The 23,339-nt window shown below is 41.1% G+C and carries 27 protein-coding genes; 20 read left to right on the top strand and 7 right to left on the bottom strand.

Translation table 11 applies throughout. From position 1 onward, the window contains the following. Nucleotide 1 precedes the first annotated feature (1 nt). The 13 genes from CRJ00_RS18930 (at nt 2) to CRJ00_RS00900 (ending at nt 12,149) form a co-directional block, all read left to right on the top strand. Nucleotides 2–568 (top strand): hypothetical protein, encoded by a 567-nt coding sequence (locus CRJ00_RS18930; RefSeq protein ID WP_257213647.1) that lies wholly within the window; start codon nt 2–4, stop codon nt 566–568. A 23-nt stretch (nt 569–591) separates the two neighbouring features. Continuing rightward, complete coding sequence (locus tag CRJ00_RS18925) at nt 592–1,041, top strand: nitrous oxide reductase accessory protein NosL (RefSeq protein WP_218962153.1); 450 nt, start codon at nt 592–594, stop codon at nt 1,039–1,041. A 43-nt stretch (nt 1,042–1,084) separates the two neighbouring features. Further along, the gene (locus CRJ00_RS00950; RefSeq protein ID WP_218962152.1) at nt 1,085–2,302 is read left to right on the top strand and encodes a nitrous oxide reductase family maturation protein NosD; all 1,218 of its coding nucleotides are present in this window, start codon (nt 1,085–1,087) and stop codon (nt 2,300–2,302) included. Continuing rightward, nucleotides 2,299–3,018 carry an ABC transporter ATP-binding protein gene (locus tag CRJ00_RS00945; RefSeq protein ID WP_099365069.1) on the top strand — a complete coding sequence of 240 codons (720 nt, stop codon included), beginning with the start codon at nt 2,299–2,301 and terminating at the stop codon, nt 3,016–3,018. The genes CRJ00_RS00950 and CRJ00_RS00945 overlap by 4 nt, the downstream gene beginning before the upstream one ends. A gap of 7 nt (nt 3,019–3,025) precedes the next feature. Further along, nucleotides 3,026–3,793, top strand: a complete 768-nt coding sequence (locus CRJ00_RS00940; RefSeq protein WP_099365068.1) for an ABC transporter permease subunit — start codon at nt 3,026–3,028, stop codon at nt 3,791–3,793. Between the two features lie 49 nt (nt 3,794–3,842). Continuing rightward, nucleotides 3,843–4,667, top strand: coding sequence for a DUF2249 domain-containing protein (locus CRJ00_RS00935; RefSeq protein WP_144038054.1), 825 nt, complete (start codon nt 3,843–3,845; stop codon nt 4,665–4,667). Nucleotides 4,668–4,674: 7 nt separating this feature from the next. Next, on the top strand, nt 4,675–5,946 hold the full coding sequence (locus tag CRJ00_RS00930; RefSeq protein ID WP_099365066.1) for a hypothetical protein: 1,272 nt from the start codon (nt 4,675–4,677) through the stop codon (nt 5,944–5,946). Continuing rightward, complete coding sequence (locus tag CRJ00_RS00925) at nt 5,936–6,262, top strand: metal-sulfur cluster assembly factor (protein WP_099365065.1); 327 nt, start codon at nt 5,936–5,938, stop codon at nt 6,260–6,262. The genes CRJ00_RS00930 and CRJ00_RS00925 overlap by 11 nt, the downstream gene beginning before the upstream one ends. Nucleotides 6,263–6,281: 19 nt before the next feature. Beyond that, the gene (locus CRJ00_RS00920) at nt 6,282–7,067 is read left to right on the top strand and encodes a FixH family protein (protein WP_099365064.1); all 786 of its coding nucleotides are present in this window, start codon (nt 6,282–6,284) and stop codon (nt 7,065–7,067) included. 12 nt (nt 7,068–7,079) lie between these two features. After that, the gene (locus CRJ00_RS00915) at nt 7,080–9,101 is read left to right on the top strand and encodes a TonB-dependent receptor (protein WP_099365063.1); all 2,022 of its coding nucleotides are present in this window, start codon (nt 7,080–7,082) and stop codon (nt 9,099–9,101) included. Nucleotides 9,102–9,210: 109 nt separating this feature from the next. Next, entirely contained in the window at nt 9,211–11,322 is a 2,112-nt protein-coding gene (locus CRJ00_RS00910) for a ribonucleoside triphosphate reductase (RefSeq protein WP_099365062.1), read from the top strand. Beyond that, entirely contained in the window at nt 11,309–11,494 is a 186-nt protein-coding gene (nrdD, locus tag CRJ00_RS00905; RefSeq protein ID WP_167554358.1) for an anaerobic ribonucleoside-triphosphate reductase, read from the top strand. The genes CRJ00_RS00910 and nrdD overlap by 14 nt, the downstream gene beginning before the upstream one ends. Continuing rightward, nucleotides 11,475–12,149 (top strand): anaerobic ribonucleoside-triphosphate reductase activating protein, encoded by a 675-nt coding sequence (locus tag CRJ00_RS00900; protein WP_099365060.1) that lies wholly within the window; start codon nt 11,475–11,477, stop codon nt 12,147–12,149. Before nrdD ends, CRJ00_RS00900 begins: the two co-directional genes overlap by 20 nt. Nucleotides 12,150–12,246: 97 nt before the next feature. Here the strand turns inward: CRJ00_RS00900 and CRJ00_RS00895 are convergent, their stop codons facing one another. After that, nucleotides 12,247–13,995 (bottom strand): helix-turn-helix transcriptional regulator, encoded by a 1,749-nt coding sequence (locus CRJ00_RS00895; RefSeq protein WP_099365059.1) that lies wholly within the window; start codon nt 13,993–13,995, stop codon nt 12,247–12,249. Nucleotides 13,996–14,235: 240 nt separating this feature from the next. Between CRJ00_RS00895 and CRJ00_RS00890 the strand changes: the two genes are divergently transcribed. From CRJ00_RS00890 to CRJ00_RS00880, 3 genes are read left to right on the top strand one after another with little or no spacing between them, the layout of a single operon-like run. Beyond that, complete coding sequence (locus CRJ00_RS00890; protein WP_099365058.1) at nt 14,236–14,565, top strand: import component protein; 330 nt, start codon at nt 14,236–14,238, stop codon at nt 14,563–14,565. Between the two features lie 32 nt (nt 14,566–14,597). Next, nucleotides 14,598–15,143: a hypothetical protein gene (locus CRJ00_RS00885; protein ID WP_099365057.1), complete on the top strand. Its 546-nt coding sequence runs from the start codon at nt 14,598–14,600 to the stop codon at nt 15,141–15,143. Next, on the top strand, nt 15,136–16,020 hold the full coding sequence (locus CRJ00_RS00880) for a hypothetical protein (protein ID WP_099365056.1): 885 nt from the start codon (nt 15,136–15,138) through the stop codon (nt 16,018–16,020). The genes CRJ00_RS00885 and CRJ00_RS00880 overlap by 8 nt, the downstream gene beginning before the upstream one ends. 20 nt (nt 16,021–16,040) lie before the next feature. Here CRJ00_RS00880 and CRJ00_RS00875 read toward each other — a convergent pair whose 3' ends face one another. From CRJ00_RS00875 to CRJ00_RS00855, 5 genes are all read right to left on the bottom strand, one after another. Then, nucleotides 16,041–16,298, bottom strand: coding sequence for a hypothetical protein (locus CRJ00_RS00875; protein WP_099365055.1), 258 nt, complete (start codon nt 16,296–16,298; stop codon nt 16,041–16,043). A 152-nt stretch (nt 16,299–16,450) separates the two neighbouring features. Next, entirely contained in the window at nt 16,451–16,852 is a 402-nt protein-coding gene (locus CRJ00_RS00870; protein ID WP_099365054.1) for a hypothetical protein, read from the bottom strand. Continuing rightward, nucleotides 16,836–17,588, bottom strand: a complete 753-nt coding sequence (locus tag CRJ00_RS00865) for a class I SAM-dependent methyltransferase (RefSeq protein WP_099365053.1) — start codon at nt 17,586–17,588, stop codon at nt 16,836–16,838. Before CRJ00_RS00865 ends, CRJ00_RS00870 begins: the two co-directional genes overlap by 17 nt. Next, nucleotides 17,579–18,313 (bottom strand): DUF2071 domain-containing protein, encoded by a 735-nt coding sequence (locus CRJ00_RS00860; RefSeq protein ID WP_099365052.1) that lies wholly within the window; start codon nt 18,311–18,313, stop codon nt 17,579–17,581. Before CRJ00_RS00860 ends, CRJ00_RS00865 begins: the two co-directional genes overlap by 10 nt. Further along, nucleotides 18,297–18,686 (bottom strand): DoxX-like family protein, encoded by a 390-nt coding sequence (locus CRJ00_RS00855; RefSeq protein ID WP_099365051.1) that lies wholly within the window; start codon nt 18,684–18,686, stop codon nt 18,297–18,299. Before CRJ00_RS00855 ends, CRJ00_RS00860 begins: the two co-directional genes overlap by 17 nt. 176 nt (nt 18,687–18,862) lie before the next feature. On the opposite strand from CRJ00_RS00855, the gene CRJ00_RS00850 reads away from it, so the two are divergent. Beyond that, entirely contained in the window at nt 18,863–19,264 is a 402-nt protein-coding gene (locus CRJ00_RS00850) for a hypothetical protein (protein ID WP_134778283.1), read from the top strand. 52 nt (nt 19,265–19,316) lie between these two features. Here CRJ00_RS00850 and CRJ00_RS00845 read toward each other — a convergent pair whose 3' ends face one another. Beyond that, complete coding sequence (locus tag CRJ00_RS00845; protein ID WP_099365049.1) at nt 19,317–20,546, bottom strand: glycosyltransferase; 1,230 nt, start codon at nt 20,544–20,546, stop codon at nt 19,317–19,319. A 70-nt stretch (nt 20,547–20,616) separates the two neighbouring features. On the opposite strand from CRJ00_RS00845, the gene CRJ00_RS00840 reads away from it, so the two are divergent. The 3 genes from CRJ00_RS00840 (at nt 20,617) to CRJ00_RS00830 (ending at nt 23,333) form a co-directional block, all read left to right on the top strand. Further along, entirely contained in the window at nt 20,617–21,198 is a 582-nt protein-coding gene (locus CRJ00_RS00840) for a tRNA-(ms[2]io[6]A)-hydroxylase (RefSeq protein ID WP_099365048.1), read from the top strand. 92 nt (nt 21,199–21,290) lie between these two features. Continuing rightward, nucleotides 21,291–22,328, top strand: a complete 1,038-nt coding sequence (locus CRJ00_RS00835; RefSeq protein ID WP_099365047.1) for an Atu2307/SP_0267 family LLM class monooxygenase — start codon at nt 21,291–21,293, stop codon at nt 22,326–22,328. 117 nt (nt 22,329–22,445) lie between these two features. After that, the gene (locus CRJ00_RS00830; protein WP_099365046.1) at nt 22,446–23,333 is read left to right on the top strand and encodes a DUF4349 domain-containing protein; all 888 of its coding nucleotides are present in this window, start codon (nt 22,446–22,448) and stop codon (nt 23,331–23,333) included. The last annotated feature ends 6 nt before the right edge of the window (nt 23,334–23,339 follow it).

The following is a 23,339-nucleotide window of genomic DNA, read 5'->3' as shown; positions in this document are numbered from 1 at the left end:
AATGTCAGCCTTACACAGAGTTTTATTGGTTCTTTGTAGCCTGGCTTTAGTAGCCGTCATCTTCCTTCCTATTTGGCGTATTGAGCTGGATGCAGCTCAATACCCCGAAGGGTTGGAATTGCAGATATACAGCCATAAACTGGCCGGTCAAGTGGAGATCATCAACGGTCTTAACCACTATATCGGTATGAAAACCTTGCATGCAGACGATTTCGTTGAATTTACCGTGCTGCCCTATATCATTGGTTTTTTTGCCTTGGCCTTTTTAGCCGTAGGATTGGCCAATAAGCCAAAATGGGTGTATGTACTGTTTGGAGCTTTCCTGCTTTTTGGAATCGTAGCGATGGTCGATTTCTACATTTGGGAATACGATTATGGTCACAACCTTGACCCCAACGCTCCGATCAAAGTGCCGGGAATGGCCTATCAGCCACCATTGATTGGTTACAAACAACTTTTAAATTTCGGGGCATATTCCATTCCTGATATTGGCGGTTGGATTTTTATAGGATGCGGGATCCTGTTAGCCTACAGCGCTGTTCAAGAATGGCGGAAAGCCAAACAATAATCAAAAAAACAAACTCGATAATCATGAAAAATTTTAGAATAATATGTATTTGCCTGAGCAGTTTGATGCTCATGATGTTAGGATTGCAAGCTTGTCAAGGAAACAATGGACCAAAACCGATCAAATACGGGACTGATCAATGTGCTTATTGTAAGATGACCGTCAGCGATCAACGGTTTGGAACCCAATTGCAAACCAAAAAAGGAAGGGTATATAATTTTGATGATGTATCCTGTATGGTAGCCTTTGTGAAAGAGAGTAAGGTGAAGAAGGAAGAGGTGGCCAGTTATTACCTGCCGGACTATACCAATAATAAATTGATGCCTGCAGAAAAAATGTTCTACCTCAAAAGCGAGGAATTGAAAAGTCCAATGCGTGGTAATGTCGCTGCATTTGGCAACAAAGCAGATTTAGAGAAAACGAAAGCATCCTTGGGAGGAAAGATCCTTACATGGGATGATTTGTGGAAATAATCTGAACATTATGAGAAGCTCAGCTTTGAATATAGTTGGTACAATGATTTGTTTATTTATGGTAGTGGACATGCTACATGCCACTACCATTAAAATAGGCAAAGACCAAGCTGTAAAAACCATCAAACAAGGTATCGAGATGGCAAAGGCCGGAGATACCGTTTTGGTCAAAGCAGGATTGTACAAAGAAGGTAACATCATCGTGGATAAAGCCATAACCCTGTTGGGCGAAGGCAGACCAACGTTAGATGCCGAGAAAAAGCATGAACCCCTATCTGTAAAATCCCCACACGTAACCATTAAAGGTTTTGAGATCAAGAATTCCGGTCATTCTTCCATTAACGATATTGCGGGTATAAAAATCTACAATACCCATCATGTCAAAGTGATCGATAATATACTGATTGATAATTTCTTTGGGATCTATTCGCAGAACTCCAAGCACCTGGAAATCCTGGATAATAAAATCGAGGCTTATGGAACGGCGGAACAATTGATCGGCAATGGAATACATGGTTGGAAATCAGATAGTCTGCATATTGAGAGAAATACGGTCACTGGCCATCGGGATGGCATCTACCTGGAGTTTGTAACCCATACCCATGTGTTGAATACCATCTCTGAAAAAAACCTTCGCTATGGTCTACATTTTATGTTCTCACATGATAACAGTTATGTAGGCAATACCTTCCGTGCAAATGGAGCAGGGGTGGCCGTCATGTACACCAAAAATGTACATATGGAAAACAACCTGTTCGAAGAAAACTGGGGCGATGCCTCCTACGGAATTCTTTTGAAGGACATTTCAGATAGCCAGATCATCAACAATAAATTTGATCGAAACACCACGGGGATCTTTATGGAAGGATCCAATAGGATACATATAGACAACAACAATTTCATAGGAAATGGTTGGGGGATCAAAATCCAGGCAAGTTGTATGGACAATACATTCAGGGACAATAATTTTATGCAGAATACCTTTGATGTAGCCACTAATGGAACCTTGACCCTGAACAATTTCACCCAGAATTATTGGGATAAATATGAAGGGTATGATCTGGACAGGGATGGAATTGGCGATGTGCCGTTCAGACCGGTCAGCTTGTTTTCCATGTTGGTAGAACGATATCCTTCCGTGATGTTACTGTTCAGGAGTTTTATGGTCACCTTATTTGACCGTTCGGAGAAGTTATTACCAAGTTTAACACCAGAGGGGCTCAAAGATGAGCAACCTCGCATGAAATCAGTGAAGGTATGATCCAGATTCAACATATTTCCAAAGACTTTGGCAAGTTCAAAGTGCTAAAAGATATCAATCTAGATTTGCAGGGCGGGGAATGTATTGCCTTGATCGGGCCAAATGGAAGCGGTAAAACCACCTTGATCAAATCGATCTTAGGCATGGTCGTTCCAACAGCTGGTGATATCCTGTTCGATGGAAAAAACATCCAACAGAAATGGACCTACAGGAACGAGATCGGATATATGCCACAGATTGGGCAATATCCTGAAAACATGACCATCGGTCAGGTGTTGGATATGATGAAGGACATCCGTAAGATGCCGGAGGATACGCTGGACCTCGATCTTTTCCATTCATTTAATCTACCCGCTTTATTGGTAAAAAGAATGGGAACCCTATCGGGTGGGACCAGACAAAAGGTGAGTGCCTGTTTGGCATTCATGTTCAATCCTAAAGCTCTTATATTGGATGAACCAACAGCCGGGCTTGATCCCTTGTCCACCGAGATCTTAAAAGATAAGATCAAGAAAGAAATGGGGAACAATAAATTGATCATCATCAGCTCCCATGTACTCAGTGATTTGGACGACATGGTTTCCCAGATCATTTATCTACAAGATGGAAATCTGATCTTTCATAAATCACTTCATCAATTAAAAATGGATACCGGAACAGATAAGCTCTCGAAAGCGATAGCCCATATCATGTCTGTTTCCAGTCCTTCTAAATAAGGTTCCCATGAATAAAGTAATAAGATATGTCCTGGCAGATTTGTTAAGGAACAAAACCATCATATGCTATACCATTCTCCTATTTGCACTTTCCATTAGTGTTTATAGCATGGAAGATAACTATGAAAAGGGCTTGATCAGCTTATTAAATATCGTCCTTTTTGTGGTGCCTTTGATGAGTATCGTGTTTTCAAGCATATACCTGTATAACAGTTCGGAATTCATCAACCTATTGGTGAGCCAACCACTCAAAAGGACCAATATCTGGTTAAGCCTTTTTGCTGGGCTGGCCGGTGCCTTGAGTCTTTCATTTTTTATCGGTGTAGGTGTGCCTACATTGATGTATGCGTTCAGTAATTCGGGCCTGATCTTGATCGGATGCGGTCTATTGCTGTCCCTGATCTTTGTTTCCATCGCCATGTGGACCTCGGTATTGATCCGGGATAAGTCCAAAGGAATTGGGCTTGCCATCTTATTATGGCTGTATTTCGGCTTATTGTTCGATGCATTGGTCTTGTTCCTCTTGTTCCAGTTCTCCGATTATCCGATCGAGAACATGATGGTGGCCTTATCCATGTTCAATCCCATTGATATCAGTAGGATATTGATCCTCTTGCAGCTGGATCTCTCCGCCATGATGGGTTATACCGGAGCAATTTTCAGGGATTTTTTCGGAACAGGATTAGGAATGGGGATTACCTTGGGTGTGATGTTGCTGTGGTGTCTGATCCCCCTTTGGTTATCCGTAAGGCATTTCCGGAAAAAAGATTTATAAAGAGATATTTTTCAAATGAGCATATCGAGTGCTGTTTTTAAATGTGGCCATGAGGATAAACCAACATACAAAGATATCCGCGCTAATAAAAGCCAACGAATCTAGCATTGATGCTATCGCATCTATAGCCAAGCCTTTGCGTAAAATAAAAATCCCGTTATTGCGTAAATTCTTAACCCCAAGGGTATCTATAGTCGAAGCAGCCAGTATCGCGGGTTGTGAAGTGCAGGATTTCAAACGTGTGTTGGTGCCTCTTGGTTTTATTTGGGAAGAGGATGAGTTTGCTGAAAATACACAACAGGAAGTCAATAAACCCGAAAAACCAGCTTGGTTAGAGCATGCAATCATTGGTAAAGAATTGGATGTCCGTCCTATTTTATTGGGTGGGCAGGATCCATTGAAAGAAATCCTTCAGGCCTATCATCAAGTGCCATCAGGCTCGGTTTTCTTGCTTATCAATTCCTTTATACCCTATCCATTGATACCTATACTGGAAAAGAAAGGGGCTCAATGTTTTGTGGAAGAAATGGAAACGAGAGAGAATCCTGTCTACCATTGTTCTTTTTTGAAAGAGGAGCCCGTGCAAGAGTTGGCTGAACCCATTTCTTTTATCGCTATCCATGAATTGGAGGAAATATTAGAAAATTATCCCTCGGAAAAGATCCTTTTCCTTGATGTACGTGGGTTACCCATGCCTCAACCCATGGAACAGATCCTGATGAAACTGAATGATCTCCAAAAAGCTGAAATATTGTATGTACAACACCATAAGGTGCCCCTGTATCTGATGGAGGAATTGGAAAAGGAAAGATATACCATGCGGATTGCAGAAGTCGGAGAAGGAGATGTAAGGATATTATTTTATCTAAAATAAAGCGAAAATGTCCAGAATAGAAATAAATAAAGCGCCAGAAGCCTATGTGGTCGTTCCATGTTATGTAACTGCTGCACTGTTCTTTGTGCTTGCTTCTATTTTGTTGGGGATTACCGGTAAAGAGATCCTGGGACATTATTTCCAACCCAAGGTGTTGGCCATCGTGCATACACTTGCCTTAGGTTGGGGAAGCATGATTATTTTAGGCGCGGCCTACCAGTTGGTTTCCGTCATCTTTGGAAAGAAACTCTTTTCGCCTCCGATGGCTTTCGGGAGTTACCTGCTGTTGATGATGGGCTCTTTGCTATTGATCTATTGTTTTTGGCATTTCAAAACCGATCATTGGATGATCATCGCTGGGTCACTGGTCTGTCTGAGCTCCTACTTGTACTTCCTCAACCTTTGGATGACCATTAAAGATGTTTCGCATGGTTTTGAACTGAATCTGTTCTTTTCGTTTTCTGCTTTCTGGTTCTGTTTCACCACGACCATTGGCTTGCTCTTGGCGATCAATCTTTACCATGGTTTCTTATCTAAAAACCATTTGGATATCCTAAAACTTCATGCACATGCCGGAATTGTAGGTTGGTTTCTGCAATTGATCCTAGGTGCTGGCGCTAAGATGCTGCCTATGTTCCTGTTGGGAAAGAGCAATAAAACCAGATTCCTGTATGCCGCGGTTGTTTTAATTAATCTGGGTCTGTGTGTATTCTTAGCAGATGGCTATCTGAATAGTGTAGGGTTGAACTCCCTTTGGAGCGCTAGTTTAATTTTCTTAGGGTTTATTTCTTGGGCAATCTATATCCTAGATTGTATAAAGAACAGGGCAAGGAAAAAAATAGACATACCCATGAAGCATGCGCTATTATCTTTTATCTGCTCGCTCATGGCCTTTGCTATGCTGCCAATCGTCGTACAAACTCCCGCTGGAAATGTGATCAGCCTATATGCCTTCCTCATTTTTATGGGTTGGATCACTGGAATTGTGCTTGGGATGACCTTTAAAACCTTGCCATTTATCATTTGGAACTTAAAATTCAAGGATCTGAATGGGAAAGAAAAGATTCCCATGCCCAAGGATATGTATAGCCAGCAATTACTAAAAGGTCAATTCTTCCTTTTCATTGGCAATCTCCTATTATCCTTATTGGGTATCAGCTTGAAGATTTCTTGGTTACTGGAAGGAGCTACCTACCTATGGACCTTATTGTCCATCCTTTACCTATGGAATGTCTTGATGGTGGTCTTCTATAAAAGAAGGAGGAGTGATGCAGATTAACCTAAGCGATCCATATGCGGCTGAAAAGATCAAAGCGCTACAGGCTTTATCGCAGGTTATCGATCCTGAATTAGGGATCAATATTATAGATATGGGTTTGGTCTACGACCTGGATTTTTCCGAACCGACCAAAATAAAGGTAGAAATGACGCTTTCAACCCCAAATTGCCCGATGGGCGATGCTATTATACAGGGAGTTGAAAATAGACTGTTAACCGCTTTTCCAGCGCTGAAAATCGAAATAAACTTGGTTTGGGAACCTTTTTGGTCGATAGACAAAATGAGCGATGAAGGAAGAGCACAATTGAATATGTGAAAATCAAATCAAAAAAATCATGAAAAAGATGTTATACCTCCTCATGATGAGCATCGGAATGCTGTTCATGGGATCATGTCAAAAAGATGAAGTATTGGATTTGCCGATGGATGGAAAGATTAAATTGGCAGAAACAAGTTTGCCTACTGGAGAACAGCTTAGTGTTTTTGCTGATAAAGCTTTACAAGTAGGCTATCAGAACCTATATTTTCAGGTCAAAAAGAATGGGTTAGCGGTGAAAGATCAGCCATTAACTTTTGCGCCAATCATGGATATGGGCAGCATGGCCCACGGGGCGCCATCAGGAAACCTGACCTATCAATCCAATTTAGAAGCCTACCAAGGTTTTGTCGTATTTACCATGCCTTCAGGAGAATCTGGAACTTGGAGCTTAAAAGTAACCTACCAAGGAAAAGAGGTGGAAATCCCTGTAGACGTAACAGCAGCGGCTACTGGAAATACCCCAGTAAAAACCATTTCTGGAAATGATGGTAAGAAATATGTGTTGGCTTTAGTAGAACCTTCCAAACCAAAGATGGGCATGAATGATTTAGTGCTGATGGTCTTTTTGCGGGAAAACATGTTCTCTTTTTCACCGGTAGAAGGATTAGCCTTAGGTTTCCACCCGGAGATGACTTCGATGAACCATGGTTCCCCAAATAATGTAGTTCCTGTTTCCATCGGCAAGGGCCAATATCAAGGCAAGGTGAATTTTATCATGACGGGCGATTGGCGCTTGTTCTTTGATTTGAAATTGGGAGAAAATGAAATAGCGAAAGACATCTATTTGGATTTACTTTTTTAATATAGGTAGCATATGAAAGCTGTAGCAATAGGTTTGGGACTGGCTGCCATCTTTCTTGGGCATTCCGGTTTTGCACAACATCATGAAAACCACGATACCCTTCGGAATGTAGAAATCGAAGAGGTTGTCGTGGTCAGCCAAGTTGGGATCAATAAACAGGTAGAAAAGGAACAACGTGCTTCCAAGCAGGCCAATATCGACCAGATTCTGGATCGGGTAGCAGGCGTGCAGATGATCCGTCGCGGTAACTACGCCTGGGAACCCAGTATCCGTAGTTTGAATGCCGCCCAGATCAACCTGAGTATAGACGGAATGGCCATTTTCGGTGCTTGCACCGATCGGATGGATCCCATCAGTTCGTATATCGAACCGAGCAACCTGCAACAGATCAATGTGAATTTGGGGTCCTCCTTCCAAAACTATGGTGGTGGAATGGCCGGAGGAATAGACTTCAAACTGGCTGTTCCGGATTTTACCGATCAATCAAGCTTTAAGGGTATGCTTGGAACTGGATATGAAACCAATGCAAAGGCGCTACAGACTTTAGGATCCTTACAATACACGACCGATAGATATGGTTTGTTGATCAACGGGATCTTCCGAAAATCAGGAAATTATAGGGCAGGAAACCAGGCTATCATTTCCAATTCCCAATTCCAGAAATGGAATGCATCCGCGGCTTTCCATTACAAGCTGAATGACAAAAACACCTTGCTTGCCCAATACCTGGCCGATTATGGGCAGGATATTGGTTATCCGGCTTTGACCATGGATGTGGCATTCGCGAATGCCAATATTGCTTCCCTTACACATACCTATACTTCTGCTATTCCCGAGATGTCCCCCATCCGCTCGAAGGTCTATTTCAACCATATCGACCATGCCATGGATGATACCAAAAGACCCATAGAAACCGTGCCTATGCATATGGATATGCCCGGGTTGTCATGGACAGCGGGTCTCTATTCTGAAACAGGATTATCCAAAGGGAATCATTTCTTTCAGGCCAGGGTCAGTGCTTATCTGAACCGATTAACAGCCAATATGACCATGTATCCAAAGGATGCAAATCCCATGTTCATGTATACCCTGCCCGATGTACAGCGCCATTTTTACAGCTTGGATATTTCCGATCGCTACGTATTCAACGAAAGATGGGGCTTGGATGTGATGGGGACGTATAGTCTTTCCCAATCTAATGTATTTAGTACCGAAGGAAAGGAACAGCTTTCCAGTTTTCAAAGAGCTCACTTCAACAGGAATAATCATTTGGGGAATGTGAACCTGACAGGACATTATCACCCAAGTAGCAATTGGCATGTTATGGCCAAAATAGGGTATGCAAACCGAGCCGCTAGTCTGCAGGAATATTATGGTTTTTACCTGTTCAATAGAATGGATAATTACGACTATCTGGGTAATATGGATCTTCAAACCGAAAAATCCCTACAGGCCAGTTTAGGTTTGAGTTTCCAGAAAGAATGGCTGCGATTGGAGGCCACAGCCTATCATTATGCCTTCAAAGACTATATTGTAGGCTCCATTCTCCCCGATTACCAAGTGATGACCATCGGAGCAACTGGTGTCAAGCAATACCAGAACATTCCGGATGCACAGCTTTCGGGAGCAGAACTGTCCTTCAGGATCCAAGCTTTGAAAAACCTCGAATGGATCAGTACAAGTTCCTATACCTATGGTCAGGACAAATGGGGAAATGCGCTGCCATTGATCGCACCATTTACGAATAACAACACTTTCCTTTGGAAAATAAAGGATTGGGTTGCACAAATGGAAGTCGCTTATTATGCCGAGCAGCAGCATGTAAGTCCGGAGGTTTATGGAGATACGAAGACGGGATCTGCTACCCTGCTCCATGCTGGCATCCGAAAAAGCTTTCTTTTCAAAAAGAATCGCATCACAGCTAATATGCGTGTTGAGAATATGCTCGACAGCTATTATTACAGGCATCAGGACATCATGAAAATTGCACGCCCTGGACGGAATTTTATAGCGCAACTGAACATTTCTTTTTAATATTTTTTAATTTATTTAGGCTTATGTTTAGCCTCATAAAATATTCGTTTTTTAGTTCATAGCTTTAGGTAATTCCTTAAAAATCAAATAATAAGTAATTTCTAAAGCTATGATAAATGTGATTAAACGTGATGGGCTGGTTACGGCCTTTCAAGCCTTCAAAATTGAAGATGCGATCCGGAAAGCTTTTCAAAGTGTCAGTCTCCCTTATGATGAAAGTATCCTGGAATCAGTCCTTGCAGAAATCGATTCGAGCAGTCTAATTGATGTGGAGGATATCCAAGATCTGATCGAAACAAAACTCTATTCCCGAGGACATTTCCAGGTGATGCGATCTTTCATGTTATTTAGGCATACCCGAAAACTCCAACGGGAACACATTGATCGGTTCATAGATTCCGGTACCTATGTAGACAGTAGCCACGCGGTTGAAGAATACATCTACCAGAACGATTGGCGGATCCAAGCCAATGCGAACAATTCCTTTTCAAATGCCGGATTGGTGAATAATACCGCCGGAAAGATTATTGCCAATTATTGGTTGGACAAAGTATATAACCGCTTGGAGGGACATGCCCACCGAAATGCCGATATCCATATCCATGACCTTGACTGCCTGACCGGTTATTGTGCCGGTTGGAGCCTACGTGTTTTATTGGATGAAGGGTTCAATGGGGTCCGAGGAAGGGTTGATAGCCGACCTCCATCGCATTTCAGGGAAGCACTTGGGCAGATGGCCAATTTCTTGGGCATTTTGCAGAGTGAATGGGCCGGTGCACAAGCATTCAGTTCCTTTGATACCTACCTGGCGCCCTATGTGTTCAAAGACCAACTATCTGCTGTAGAAGTTAAAAAAGCCATTCGAAGTTTTGTTTATAATTTGAATGTACCGGCTCGATGGGGGCAGTCGCCATTCACCAATATCACCTTGGACTGGAATGTTCCCCAGGATCTTCAGGACCAGATCCCTACCAAAGCCAGTCAACATCTTTTCAAGGGGCTTTCCAGTCCGATTCTCGAAGACCTTGCTAAGGAAAGAGGCGTAGCGTCCTTGTTGGATCTGTGTTATAAGCATTTCCAAAAGGAGATGAACATGATCAATAAGGCCTATTATGAGGTGATGACAGAAGCGGATGCGAACGGGCAACCTTTTACCTTTCCCATTCCGACGGTGAATATTACCGAGGATTTTGATTGGGATGGCGAAAATGTAGAAGTGCTTTTTGAGAATACCGCCAAGATAGGGTCATCCTACTTTCAGAATTTTGTGGGCAGCCAATACCTGATCGATGCGGAGGGAAATAGGGTGGAAAATCCGGATGCTTACAAACCGAATGCGGTTCGGAGTATGTGCTGTCGGCTTCAGCTCGATCTAAGGGAATTGCTCAAAAGAGGCAATGGCTTGTTCGGCAGCGCAGAAATGACTGGAAGTATTGGTGTGGTGACTTTGAATATGGCGCGTCTGGGCTATCTGTTCCAAGGAAATAAGGCCGGTCTTTTCGAACGGATCGATGAATTGCTGCTTTTGGCAAAATCCACCTTGGAAAAGAAAAGAAAATTCATCCAGACCATGTATGATAATGGGCTTTATCCTTATACAAAACGGTATTTACCGCATTTCAGAAACCATTTTTCTACGATTGGCGTAAATGGCATGAACGAAATGATCCGGAATTATACCGCGGATGAGGAAACCATCATCAGCGATTGGGGGATTTCTTTTGCGAGTGAAATCCTGGATTTTATCCGGACACGGTTAAGAACATTTCAGGAGGAAACCGGAAATCTTTATAACTTGGAAGCGACTCCGGCAGAAGGGACCACCTATCGATTTGCGAAAGAGGATAAAAAAAGGTTCCCTGATATTTTACAGGCCGGTATAGACGATAAGATCTATTATACCAATAGTTCCCAGATTCCGGTGGACCACACGGAAGACCCTTTTGAGGCCCTGCTCTTGCAGGATAAATTGCAGTGTAAATATACCGGCGGAACGGTCCTGCACTTATATATGCGCGAAAAGATCAGCACTGCCGAAGCCTGCAAGGAATTTGTGAAAACGGTGATCTCCAATTTCAGGTTGCCCTATATTACCGTAACCCCCGTTTTCAGTATCTGTCCGAAACATGGCTATTTGAATGGCGAGCATGAATATTGCCCAAAATGTGACGAAGAAATCCTTATGAATCATAAATTAACAAATGCAGATGGAAACATGTAAAAATGAAACCTTGCAGGTGTTGGAGCAACATCAGCAGGATAGAAGTAAATGTTTGGTGTATACCCGTGTGATGGGGTATCATCGGCCAATTGAGAGTTTCAATATTGGAAAGCAGGGAGAACATAAGCAGCGAACGCTTTTTAAGGAAAGAAATGACAAAACCGATCTATGATATCAGCCCATTTACTTTATTAGATTATCCGAATAAATCAGCCTGTATCCTTTGGTTTACAGGCTGTAACATGCGTTGTTTGTACTGCTATAATCCCGATATCGTACTGGGAAAAGGTAAGATGAGTATAGAAGATGCGCTGCATTTTCTTCGGAAAAGGAAGAACCTATTGCAGGCAGTGGTTTTCAGTGGCGGTGAATGCACAATGCACCCCGCGTTGTTGCAATTGGCACAGGAAGCTAAGGCGATGGGGTATCTGGTAAAGGTCGACACCAACGGCAGTCGACCAGCTATTATGATGGAATTAATTCGACGAAATTTATTGGATTATGTCGCCTTGGATTTCAAAGGATTGGGCGAACGATTTAAACATATTACGGTAAGCAATTTGTTTGGCGGATTTGAAGAAACATATGCGCTCTTACAGGCGAATAAAATTCCTTTTGAGGTTCGAACGACTGTACATTCGGAATTATTGAGCTTGGAGGATCTACAGGAAATGATTTCGTATCTGGAGAATAAGAAATACGTTGGTACTTACTATCTGCAGTCGGCTTTAAATGATGTGATAACATTGGTCGATTTGCCTAGATCTAGTTACCCATTGCAACTCGAAAGATTAGTGTCCCATAATTTCAACATATTGTGTAGGTGATGGGACCAAAGTGAAGCCGGATTTTAAGTGTGGTGTAAGTGTGAAAAGGCACTTACACCTCACTTACATGTCACTTAAACCCCACTTAAACCTCGAATCAAACAAGCTCCTGAAGGAAGTTTTCCAGGTCGGATTCTTTCGGCAGACCAAACTTCTGTTTCAGTCGATATTTGAACATACGTACCGATTGGGGTTCCACATGCAAGACCTGCGCTATCTGTTTTGTAGAAAGCTGCAGATAGATATATGCACAGTATTTAAGATCCAATTGGGTCAATTTTTGGGTGGATTTATCCATTAATTGCTGAAAGAAATTAGGATGTAACTGCTGGATCTGCCATTTAATATCTTCAAAATCTGCACTCAATAGATTTTCCTCCTTCAACAGTTTTTTCAGTTGTGAAGAATCGCCTTCTTGAATTTTGGATTTGATCTGTTTGAGCATGTCGTTTTTATGCTCAATGATCAGGTTATTTGCCAAAGCCTCCTTCTGCAGCTGTTGATGTTTTAGTTCCATGATTTCCTGTTCCGCCTCTTTCTGTTTGGCCAATTGAATTTCTCGTGATTTAGCGTATTGCAGCTTGAACTTGTATGATCTTAACATAAAAATCAATACCAGTACAGCAAGAATGGCCGCTCCACCATACACGTAATTCAACTTCTTCTGCAGCGTTGCGGTCTCTTCCAAAAGTTTCAGTTGTTGATCCTTTCTTTCCGTTTCATATTGGATATCCAATTTTTGGGTATTGAACAGCTGTACCTGATCGAAATTCTGTTTCAGTACCATTTCCGCTTTTTTGTGATAGGCCAGGGCAGAAGCTAGATCGTTCTTTTTTTCAGATAGCGAAGATAATTCCTGATACAGTTTATATTCCAATTTTAACAGACTATTATCTTTTCGGTCATTCAATAGGTTGCTGACAGCGATAAGATATTGTTCAGCGAGCGGAATATTCCCTTCCAATTGCGCAAAAGAGCTCTTGATACCATAAATATTGACCCACCTTCCAAATTGGCCTTTGTTATTCTTTAATTCTTCCTCTGCCTTTTCCAGATAACCATAAGCCTTCTTTTTTCTTTCTAAGACTGGACCCTCCGCAAATTCCAAATAATAATTTGCCAGATTGACCGCGGTGACCACCTTCGTATTTCCACTGATCTGCTCGGGATGTATTTCATGTATGCTATAGGATTGTAGGAGATGATGATAGCTACTATCCAGATCAGCCCTCTTTTTGTGTTTCCTATATCGGGCAAGGTAAAGACTGGAATAACCGATCTGTACATTGGATTGCTGGTTATAATTCTTTCCCAAATTGGCATTCAACTCACATTTCCTAATGTTCTCCTCCATTTTTTCACTATCGTTCCAGCCACTATAGGTGGAATACAACAGATAATAAAGGGCATATTTCAGGGAATAGGCTTCTGGAACTTGTTGGAGTATGTTTAACCCTTCATTCGCTTCTTTTACGACCTCATCAGATAGGTTCAGAAAACTTTTCAGGTAGGCCGAAGAACGATAGGTAGCAGCCAAGGCTTCGGGATTCAAAGCTGAACTCCTTTGGGCAACACTGAGATCATTGAATTTTTTGCCTTGTTGTAGACTATCCTTGCTTAAATATATGGAACTCAACTGACCATAATAAATAGCAAGCGCATCTGCCGACTTCGTTTTATTGACCTCGCCCATCAATAGATCAATCGCCTCCTCATTTTGGGAATTTAAGACCATTTTCTCTATATTTAAGAGAATACTTTTGATAGAAGGGTCTATTTCCTTCGAATTACCTTGGGCGAGAAATAGGCTAAATAATAATAAGATCAATACAATTGCGTTCTTCATAGTATACTGCGTTCGAAACCTAATTTATGAGCAATTCTTATTTTATGCTAATCCTATGTTAATTTATGTATATAATTCTGTTAACCTACAAGATTGCTAAATACTGATTATCAGTCATATACGAAAAATGTAGACATTCTGTATATGTAACATAGAATGCCTAAAAATAATTATGGTATAAGATGTGTGATGATTAGAATCAAGATATTAAACAAATCATAAACTAATAAAAAACATATTATGGATTCAAAAGTTCAATCAATCTTAAGCTATTTAGGGATTTTATGGCTAGTTGCTTATTTCGTAGGAAAGGATAATAGAGATCAGTTCAGTCGCTTCCACCTTAAACAAGGGTTGGGATTGATCGTCACATCGATCATCTTTTCTATCGCCATCGGGATTATTGTAAGTATAATTCCTTCTTTGGCCTTAGTTGGAAACATTGTTGGTCTATTATTTTTGGTGCTGATGATCATAGGGATTATCAATGCAGCAAATAACAAGATGGCGGTACTACCGGTAATCGGAAATTATTTTAACAGCTCGTTTAGCTTTTTGGATCGTGATTAAAAGCTAAGATCAATCTTAATAAACAACAGGTTATGTCAGAATTAAGTTCCTTATATGTCAAAGTTCCCATCAGTAAAGAACAATTGCAGAAGTTCAAGAAAAGTCGCCCAGTAGCACCTGCCCTGAACAGCAATTGGACAAATTGGTGGGATTCCCGTGAAATGTACAATAAACAGCCCTTACAGGTGGTTCAATCTTACCATGCAGAGAGCTATGGTCAAGTGATTGAAGAAATCATTGATGAAAGGTTTACAGGCGCACAGGAAACATATGATGAACAAACCAAGACCTGGTATTTCATGGTTTTGCAGTTCAGTGAGAACTATCATGAAATTATTCCGATGATATCCATGTTGAAAGATCTGGCCAATTACCTCGAGCCAAATGCAAAGGGATTGGCCATTTTATATGATTTTATGTGGGATAGGCTGGAACTTATGTTCGAGGTGAATTATCAGGATAAAGAAGCAAAGTTAACTACTGCCCATCGAATCGGGGAAGTGGACGCTCAGGAGATGGAGGAAGCGAATCGATTAATGGAAAGCTGGCAACAGTTCCTGGCATCGCAATATGATTGAGATTAAACTGATATTCTTGTTGATTGGGAGCTTCTTTATGTTGGAGCAACCAAGCCTTTTTGCACCTAAAGCGGTGGTAACCGTTGATCCGATAAAAAAGACCGTACAGATTGATCAGGTTGGAATGATTTCCACGGATATGGAGTCTGACGTTCTGAAAAATCCGGATTATTTAAAGATCAAGGATAAGGAGGTGAAGTGGGTGGCAGAAACGGATGCCTTTAGCAATAAGGAGGTGTCCTGGTCCGTAGAGGGTAATAAACTTTCCTCGAGTATCCGAATGAATTATACGGATGAGCATGATCTTTGGGCCATGGGGATTTTTTATGAGGAATCTAAGTTTTCCATTATCACGGACCAGAACATGAAGGCGTTAAAGGGGAAGTCGAAACAAGAAGGCGATTATTTACATTTTGCGGTCAATGAACCTTTTTCGTTTGAAGTGAATATGGATCCCAAAGGGATGGAAATTTTTGAAGGGAATGGTGCGGATCTGCGACTGAAAGAAAATTTAAGGGGTTTCCCGCTTTTCGGAAAGAAATCCAACGAAATCCGTGAGCAGACTTTTCAACGTGCAGAAATTATCAATGAGGTTTTCGAAACCATGGATGCAGGGCCATCTTTTTCAGTGAATAGGGTCGGTAATAAAGCATTGGTCAACGGAGATGTTGAAGCGGAGTTTGATTTTAAGGACAATAATATCCTGCGTATTAAATTGTCGAAAGATATTCCAAATTTCCTGATTTGGGGTATATCTGGAAAATTATACCGATATAGCTTTGATAGTGCACATCGGGTATTGACTTTGAATCAACTTGACGATCCAAAAGGCCTCAATAAAAAAGATATGGTCCTTTATTTTAAAGGTATCGAGTAACGATTTTAATAGCCCTAGTTCTAGATTCTACGCGCGTCCGTGCGTGATTTAATTTCCGTATTGATCTCGCCCAAGCGCATATATGCTGGCAGAAGCGTAAAAAGAGCTGCTGCTAACATGACCGGAAAACCGATCATGTCACTTTTGAAAAAGTAAAGGTGAAGAATGGTCAACATCAAGGTCAATACCAAGGCACCGATCAATAAGATCATTTGTAAGAATTTCCGCTTTTTAATTAACTCCCCTAGAGAGTTTGCTCTTAAACTTAGCTGTTTCATGGATGTTGCCGATAATGGTTTGGCTATTGAAGCTTGTCGAACTTGTGGCTACTTAGCTACAATATAATGCTAACATAAGAATATTTTTAGAAATATTTCAACCTAATTTTTTAAAATTTAATTAAGGGCATATGGTCAAACAGCTAATGCAATTAAAGAGCCTTAAAAAAGACGTTAAAATTCACATACGTAAAATATATCCAGGTGAAAATAAATAGGATATGAATACCGGTTTCTACTCGTTTTCCTCGCCATAACAAGGAAGAATAACCAAAAAATTGTATCCCTAGTCTGAATAACCAAAAGATGCCCATACCTAAACAGATCCGTTTTCCAAGCTCTGTGTTGATCAGCAGTTCGGCAGAACTAAGATTGAGTATGCCCATCAAAAAAACAGTCAATGCGATAAAAAAAGTATGCACCTGCATCATCTGTTGGTTCAAAAGACTTAATTTATGTAGCTCATTTTTCCAATCGAATTTCCTAGGAAAAAAAAGATGGATAATGGCCAATAGGATTTGAACTATCCCAACTATTTTAAGCTGTACTTCCATTTTTTTTAAATTTATAAGCAGTAATCAATTGATGGATTCCTTGCTTCTCTTCGACCTTAAATCCTGCTTGCTTAAAGTTGTTTAGCCATTCTTTTTCCGAATAGAAATGAAAGAAACCTATGTTATAAACCAAAAAGTTCTTCCAATCTCTACGATGTTCCACGAGGAGAACTTCGCCATCAGGATGTAGAATGCGTAGGAGTTCTTTTAAAAATGTTTTCCTTTCTTCCCGATTCCGGATTTCATGCGCTGAAAATATTAAAAATACCCGATCAAAATAATTGTTTTCGAAGGGAAGGTGGTTGCTTTTTATTGGAATACAATCTTCCCTGTTTGGATACATTTTTCGAGCTCTTTTAATAGAGATTTCGGTATGTTTTTGGGGGTCATAAAAATCAGCAATGGCTAATAATGAGGGAGATTTTTCTTTTATGATAGCACTGCTTTCATCAAAACCTGCATGGATATTTAAAACTTGGAGACCCGTCAGATCTTTTACAAAATGGAATCGATAGAGATCAGATTGGTCATACAGCAACCAAGAAACAATCAATGATACCAAAGTGGATAAGGTGGATATCCATAAAAAAACCTTTAAATAGACCGCGTAAGGAAATGGTATGATGAGCAGGATATTTATTCCACCTAATACTATCAGCAGGAAAATAATATAAAAGTGCCAATTGAAATAAATGATGTTTTTGATCCCTTGAAATCGTCCTCTTTCTAGCCCCATTTTTCAACCCTTCCTTTCTTCCAATAATAGGGGATATTGGTAATGCTGAACGCACTGGCCAATATCTTTTTTCCGGAAATGTAATCATCTAGAAATCCAATTTGATAATGCTGGATGTGGATGGGGTTCGGAATCCAATCTGTTCTTTTTCCTTCTACGATATGGATCTCCTTATTTTCTTTGTTTATATAAAAAGTAAAGGGTAGGGGCCCGGCATAGCGTCTTGCTGTTTTCCAATCTGGGAAGGGAGAATCCACAGGTAGCTTCGGATCATGGATATGCGTTGGAAATTCGATCTGTAGACGATGTTTTGAGGATTGTACAAGCGTTTGATGCGCTTGTTCTTCCCATTGTATGTCCATGTGCTTATAATGGTAATTGGTCAATACGTTTCCCATGATTTCCATTAAGCGGCTATCTGTCGCTGATCCAAGGATATAAAGCCCTCTAAGATTTTTCCTCTTTTGCGTGGTATACCGGACAAAAATTCGATACCCTACTAAGATAAAATTCCTTCCAAGGAATTTTGGAAATCCCTTTGGTCTTAAGTGCTTGGTCCTTACTAAAGCAACCGCCAAAAAAGCCCATTTATTATCGTAAATCTCCAAAGTCAGCGGTTCTGGAACATAGTTAAGTAGCTCTTCGGCCGGAACGGAAAAGGTGAGCACAAGGGTCTGTTCCAAATTGGCCTGCATGGCAATTTGCTGATTATTGAAGTTTCCCATAGCCTTTCTGATGTGGGGAAGACGATAGTACAAACGCTTCCAAAAATATCAAACATGCAAAAAGTATGGCAAAAACTAAATTGAACCTACCCCATAGCAACAAATTCGGCGCTAGGAAAAATTCAATTACATTCATACCGAGAACTAAAATGATCTGAAAGATGGCTGTAGGTTTAGGATATCTTCTGAAAAAAATCCAAATACCCAATAGGATTTCCATAAAGCCAATAATAATGGTTAAAGTCCTTGCATGTTCCTTTGATAGGATCTCTCCAACGATCTCCTGATGTCGTGGCACCTGGTTAAATATTTTACAATATAGACCATTGATTAACCAAACCAGAACAATGAAATAATGCAGGAGTTTTTCCATAGAAAGGTGATTAATGCCATCTTATTGGCTTCATTAGTTTAAATATAATAAAAATGCGGGTAACCTTCGGCAAGCTCCATTAAGAGATTATTTTCCCGTTTTAACATTTATTGGCATAATGATTGGAAAGTATGGCTTGGAGTAATAGATAAATGTTAGAAAATAGCAGCATAATTATGAAAAAGTTAATGATATTGGGTTTAGTGGCTTTCGGTTTAGCTTCTTGTAGTGAAGATACTATTGATAATATCGGCCGAGATACCGCTCAGAACATCATCCGTTCCAACCAATGGGAGGATGTGGTAAGAACAGAATTTGTGGACGGTAAAGAGGTCTTTAGAGATACCTTGGTAAAAGATCCACAGTATATGAATTTCAATAAGGATGGGTATACCTACATCATGATGGGTCAAGATGGAGCGAAATCTTATCCATATGAAATGCCAAACTCGAAAACTATGATTTTTGATGGCGTTACTTATACCATCAAGGAAAATATTATCACTACCATTGTGAAATTCAGCATGGAAAACGTAACGAATGGTAAAACCACGAGATACGAATTTAAAAGACGTTAAGATTAAACTTAATATGAGAACGTAAGCCGTATCATTTTAAAATGATACGGCTTCATTTTTTCTTCCCATTTTTGGCTTCGATCCAAAGAGACATGTATTTGCTGGCAGCAAATTGATTGCTCCATAGTATCTGCCCTACAAAATTCCTTGCGCGATGTATTTCTAGATTATCCTTGATAGGAAGCAAAACATTTAGCAATTGTTTTTTCTCTTGCTTTGCTTTCCATAGCTCACTTAAATGCTGTCCTCGATCCTGCGAACTTCTCCAAATATCTTCCTGATTATACAATTCAATGGATCGTTCTACAAATTCATCATCTTCCTCACAGATAAACCCTGGCCAATTTCCCTCGATAAGCATGCCTTCCGCACCAACCGCACTCGTAACAATGGGCGTCTGGGTAGCCAGTGCATCCATGAACTTACCTTTTTGCCCGGCCCCAAAGGGAATCGGAGCTAACAAGACCCGATAACCTTTCATGGTTTCCAAAGCAGATTCTGCCCTTCCCTTAATAATAAAACCGGAAGAAGGTTTATTTAGTTCCCAAACCTTTTGGCTGGGATACGCCCCATAGATATGCAATTCTGCCTGAGGAAGTCTTTTCCTGATCGATGGCCAGATCCGCTTTAATTCCAAAATCGTCCGCCAATTCGGCTCATGAATGAAATTCCCAATAAACATAAAATCCTTCCTTTCCTCGAAAGATGGGAGTTCATTGTCAGGGATGTAATCCCGGTTTAATAATGGAAGATAGACCAATAGGGATTCCTGAATATGAAACTGCTTAATCAACAAGTTCATTTCGTATGCTGAAATGATAATGGTAAGATCCGAACGATAGATGCTTGCGATCTCTCGCTTGGCAAGATCGGAATATAAGGAAAGCTCATTCAATTCCATCTCCTTTTTGAAGGCATCCTGCCTCGCCTGCCTCAAAAAGTGGAGATCTTCCGTATCCAGGATATAGATCGCTTGCGGACAATTTTCCCGAACTCGCCAGCTGTACTGTTCTTCCACCATAAATCGATCGAACATCACGTAATCAGGTTTCAAATCTCGTACATACGCATCAAAGGAGTCGTCGTTCAAGAGGATCGCCTGTTTTTGTATTCCCAGTTTTTCCAATGGATAGGAATGTTCGCTTTTACTGGCCGCCGAGGCAAAATGGATCTCAAATCCCTGCTCCCGGAATATTTCGATCAATTGGAGGATCCTCCAACCAGCGGCGGAAGATTCTGGTTCTGGCCATACCAGACCAATAACGAGCAAACGATTTTCCATTCTACAAAAATGAGTAAATTAATTCTATAAAGCTTAATTTACTACCTTTGTAATTTATATTGAACAGGCTATGTTAGGACTTAAACTATTAACAGATCCCCGTTGGGCAAATATTGCAGAATCCAATCTATGCGAAATATTGACAGATCATGCTTGGTGTGAACAAAAGGCGGCCTCAAATGCCATCACCCTGATCACCCAGAACCCTGAATTTGAAGATCTGGTGCATGAACTGACCGCGATTGCCATCGAAGAAATGGAACATTTCAAAATGGTGATCGAAATCATCAAAGCCAGGGGCTATACCTTGGGCCGCGAGCGCAAGGACGATTATGTAGGTCAACTGATGAAATTTGCTAAAAAGGATGGATCCAGAAACATGGCTTTTATCGATCGGTTATTGTTTGCCGCCATGATCGAAGCGCGCAGCTGCGAAAGGTTCCGGGTGTTGTCCAAAAATATTGAAGACCAGGAATTGGCAACCTTCTACCATGACCTGATGGTATCCGAAGCCAATCATTACACCACCTTCCTCAACTTTGCCCGTAAATACAGCACGGATGTTGATGTGGACAAACGTTGGAAGGAATGGTTGGACTTCGAAGGGGAGCTGATCCAATCTTATGGAACCAAAGAATATATCCACGGGTAATCTTAATTACCCATGGATATTCTTTCTTATCATACATCAAGGAATAGGGAGTTTATACTCCCTATTTTTGTAGTATAAAATAGGAGCAAATTATGTTAGAATTAGGAATAGGAATGTTTGGGGATTTGCAAATAGATCCACAGACAGGAAAAATACAAGCTGCGCAAGATCGCATGCAGGAAATAATCGAAGAGATCAAATTGATGGATGAAGTTGGTTTGGATTTCTTTGGAATGGGCGAGCATCACCGTGCCGATTATGCGGTGGCATCTCCCGAAATCATTTTGGCAGCGGCAGCTTCCGTGACCAAAAAAATCAAATTGGGAAGTGCTGTTTCGGTATTGAGCTCAGCCGATCCCGTGAAATTATTCCAGGATTTCGCAACAGTGGATCTGATCTCCAATGGCCGTGCTGAAATCATGGCGGGACGCGGATCTTTTATCGAATCATTTCCACTTTACGGCTATGATCTGAAAGATTACAGTTCCCTGTTTGAAGAAAAATTGGAGCTTTTGCTTCGTCTGAATAAATCGGAAACGGTTAATTGGACCGGAAAACACCGTGCAAGTCTGGTGAACCAGACCATATACCCAAGACCGGTGAACAACAGCATGCCGATCTGGGTGGCTGTAGGTGGCACAACTGAATCTGTTATCCGTGCCGGACGCTTAGGTCTTCCTGTTATGTTTGCCATCATCGGTGGTTCGCCGATCAATTTCAAACCTTTGTTTGAAGTGTATGAACAAGCTTATCAGGATAACGGCCACGATATGGCAAATTTCCAGGTAGGTGTGCATATGCATTCTTTCTTTGGAGAAGACAGCAATGAGATTGCCGATTGGTATTACCCATTCTATTCCGCTCAGATGAATAGGATCGGAGCTTCTAGGGGATGGCCTGCCTATCAAAAATCGCAGTATGATTATGGTCGTTCAAGACATGGCCACTTGATCGTAGGCGATGTGAATGAGTCGGTAGAGAAGATCCTACAAATGCAGGAAACCTTCGGTTTGACCAGGTTCTCTGCCCATATGGATGTGGGTAGCCCTGACCATAGCAAAATGATGAAAGCCATTGAATTCTATGGCAATCAGATTGCACCAAAGGTTAGAGCTGCGGTGAATAAATAAACAAATCACATTGTTATAGCAATGCCCTCTAGGATGAAAATGACTAGAGGGCTTTTTTATTTTAGAATTCTTTATGGAATTGTTGGAAGAAACGCATCCTAGCTTAAACTCATAGCCATGAAAAAAATATTTTTAATCTTACCCTTGAGCATGTTGCTGTTTGCAGTAGGCTGTAATAGAAGCATGGAGCATTCGGAAGAGGCGCTCGTTTCGGAGGTATCGACCAGTAAACAGGCTGATTATGCAGAAGCTCCAGAAGTTGCTGCCGCTGATGTTGCTGCAGGAGCAGCGGTAGATGCTGCAGCAAACCCTGTAAACCCCGTGAACCAACAGCTTAAAATCATCCGTAGAGGTGATCTATCCATAGAATCCAAAGATATTCAAGCAAGTAAAAAGAACCTGGATGTTTTGTTGAAGAAGATGGGTGGCTATTATGAGCAGGAATCCTCCACATCCAACCGGGATGAATTGACCACATATAACCTGGTGATCCGCGTTCCTTCCAAACAATTGGATGCCTTTATGGGCAACCTGGAAAATGGGAAGGACAAAATCACCTCCAAGAGCATGACCTCTGAGGATGTTTCTATCCAGTATTATGATGTGGAATCCCGCTTGAAAAGCAAAAGGGCATACCTAGCGCGGTACCAAGGAATGGTAGCATCGGCAAAGTCCGTGAAGGACCTGTTAGAAATACAGGAGCAGATCCGTTTGTTACAAGAAGAGATCGATAGCTCGGAAGGTTTATTAAGGAATCTGGGTGGTCAGGTGGATTATTCCAGCATCAACATCAATCTATTTGAATATAATGCCAATCTGCCAATGGGTAGCAACTCTTTCTGGTCGAGATTGAAGGATTCCTTTGTTTTTGGATGGAATCTGATCGAAACCTTGGCTTTGGGTATCGTAGGATTATGGCCGGTCTTAATCGTTGTTGGTTTAGCCGTTGCCTTGATAAAAAGAGTCCGCAAGAACAGAAAAAACAAGTTTTTGAATAAGGAATAATTTTTG

The sequence above is a fragment of the Sphingobacterium sp. 1.A.4 genome (assembly GCF_002734245.1).
GTDB classification, from domain to species: Bacteria; Bacteroidota; Bacteroidia; order Sphingobacteriales; family Sphingobacteriaceae; genus Sphingobacterium; species Sphingobacterium tenebrionis.
Note: the sequence above shows the minus strand (reverse complement) of the source record. Positions and strands in the feature narration are given on the sequence as shown.

Excerpts from the sequence above, each read along its gene's own strand:
- CRJ00_RS00840 (WP_099365048.1), top strand. The coding sequence starts at position 20,617 with ATGTTAGGACTTAAACTATTAACAGATCCCCGTTGGGCAAATATTGCA.
- CRJ00_RS00830 (WP_099365046.1), top strand. The coding sequence starts at position 22,446 with ATGAAAAAAATATTTTTAATCTTACCCTTGAGCATGTTGCTGTTTGCA.
- CRJ00_RS00885 (WP_099365057.1), top strand. The coding sequence starts at position 14,598 with ATGTCAGAATTAAGTTCCTTATATGTCAAAGTTCCCATCAGTAAAGAA.
- CRJ00_RS00870 (WP_099365054.1), bottom strand. The coding sequence starts at position 16,852 with ATGGAAGTACAGCTTAAAATAGTTGGGATAGTTCAAATCCTATTGGCC.
- CRJ00_RS18925 (WP_218962153.1), top strand. The coding sequence starts at position 592 with ATGAAAAATTTTAGAATAATATGTATTTGCCTGAGCAGTTTGATGCTC.
- CRJ00_RS00850 (WP_134778283.1), top strand. The coding sequence starts at position 18,863 with ATGAAAAAGTTAATGATATTGGGTTTAGTGGCTTTCGGTTTAGCTTCT.
- CRJ00_RS00900 (WP_099365060.1), top strand. The coding sequence starts at position 11,475 with ATGACAAAACCGATCTATGATATCAGCCCATTTACTTTATTAGATTAT.
- CRJ00_RS00835 (WP_099365047.1), top strand. The coding sequence starts at position 21,291 with ATGTTAGAATTAGGAATAGGAATGTTTGGGGATTTGCAAATAGATCCA.
- CRJ00_RS00930 (WP_099365066.1), top strand. The coding sequence starts at position 4,675 with ATGTCCAGAATAGAAATAAATAAAGCGCCAGAAGCCTATGTGGTCGTT.
- CRJ00_RS00925 (WP_099365065.1), top strand. The coding sequence starts at position 5,936 with ATGCAGATTAACCTAAGCGATCCATATGCGGCTGAAAAGATCAAAGCG.
- CRJ00_RS00935 (WP_144038054.1), top strand. The coding sequence starts at position 3,843 with ATGAGGATAAACCAACATACAAAGATATCCGCGCTAATAAAAGCCAAC.
- CRJ00_RS00860 (WP_099365052.1), bottom strand. The coding sequence starts at position 18,313 with ATGGGAAACTTCAATAATCAGCAAATTGCCATGCAGGCCAATTTGGAA.
- CRJ00_RS00865 (WP_099365053.1), bottom strand. The coding sequence starts at position 17,588 with ATGGGGCTAGAAAGAGGACGATTTCAAGGGATCAAAAACATCATTTAT.
- CRJ00_RS00910 (WP_099365062.1), top strand. The coding sequence starts at position 9,211 with ATGATAAATGTGATTAAACGTGATGGGCTGGTTACGGCCTTTCAAGCC.
- CRJ00_RS00875 (WP_099365055.1), bottom strand. The coding sequence starts at position 16,298 with ATGAAACAGCTAAGTTTAAGAGCAAACTCTCTAGGGGAGTTAATTAAA.
- nrdD (WP_167554358.1), top strand. The coding sequence starts at position 11,309 with ATGGAAACATGTAAAAATGAAACCTTGCAGGTGTTGGAGCAACATCAG.
- CRJ00_RS00880 (WP_099365056.1), top strand. The coding sequence starts at position 15,136 with ATGATTGAGATTAAACTGATATTCTTGTTGATTGGGAGCTTCTTTATG.
- CRJ00_RS00950 (WP_218962152.1), top strand. The coding sequence starts at position 1,085 with ATGATTTGTTTATTTATGGTAGTGGACATGCTACATGCCACTACCATT.
- CRJ00_RS00855 (WP_099365051.1), bottom strand. The coding sequence starts at position 18,686 with ATGGAAAAACTCCTGCATTATTTCATTGTTCTGGTTTGGTTAATCAAT.
- CRJ00_RS00920 (WP_099365064.1), top strand. The coding sequence starts at position 6,282 with ATGAAAAAGATGTTATACCTCCTCATGATGAGCATCGGAATGCTGTTC.
- CRJ00_RS00945 (WP_099365069.1), top strand. The coding sequence starts at position 2,299 with ATGATCCAGATTCAACATATTTCCAAAGACTTTGGCAAGTTCAAAGTG.
- CRJ00_RS18930 (WP_257213647.1), top strand. The coding sequence starts at position 2 with ATGTCAGCCTTACACAGAGTTTTATTGGTTCTTTGTAGCCTGGCTTTA.
- CRJ00_RS00890 (WP_099365058.1), top strand. The coding sequence starts at position 14,236 with ATGGATTCAAAAGTTCAATCAATCTTAAGCTATTTAGGGATTTTATGG.
- CRJ00_RS00915 (WP_099365063.1), top strand. The coding sequence starts at position 7,080 with ATGAAAGCTGTAGCAATAGGTTTGGGACTGGCTGCCATCTTTCTTGGG.
- CRJ00_RS00940 (WP_099365068.1), top strand. The coding sequence starts at position 3,026 with ATGAATAAAGTAATAAGATATGTCCTGGCAGATTTGTTAAGGAACAAA.
- CRJ00_RS00895 (WP_099365059.1), bottom strand. The coding sequence starts at position 13,995 with ATGAAGAACGCAATTGTATTGATCTTATTATTATTTAGCCTATTTCTC.
- CRJ00_RS00845 (WP_099365049.1), bottom strand. The coding sequence starts at position 20,546 with ATGGAAAATCGTTTGCTCGTTATTGGTCTGGTATGGCCAGAACCAGAA.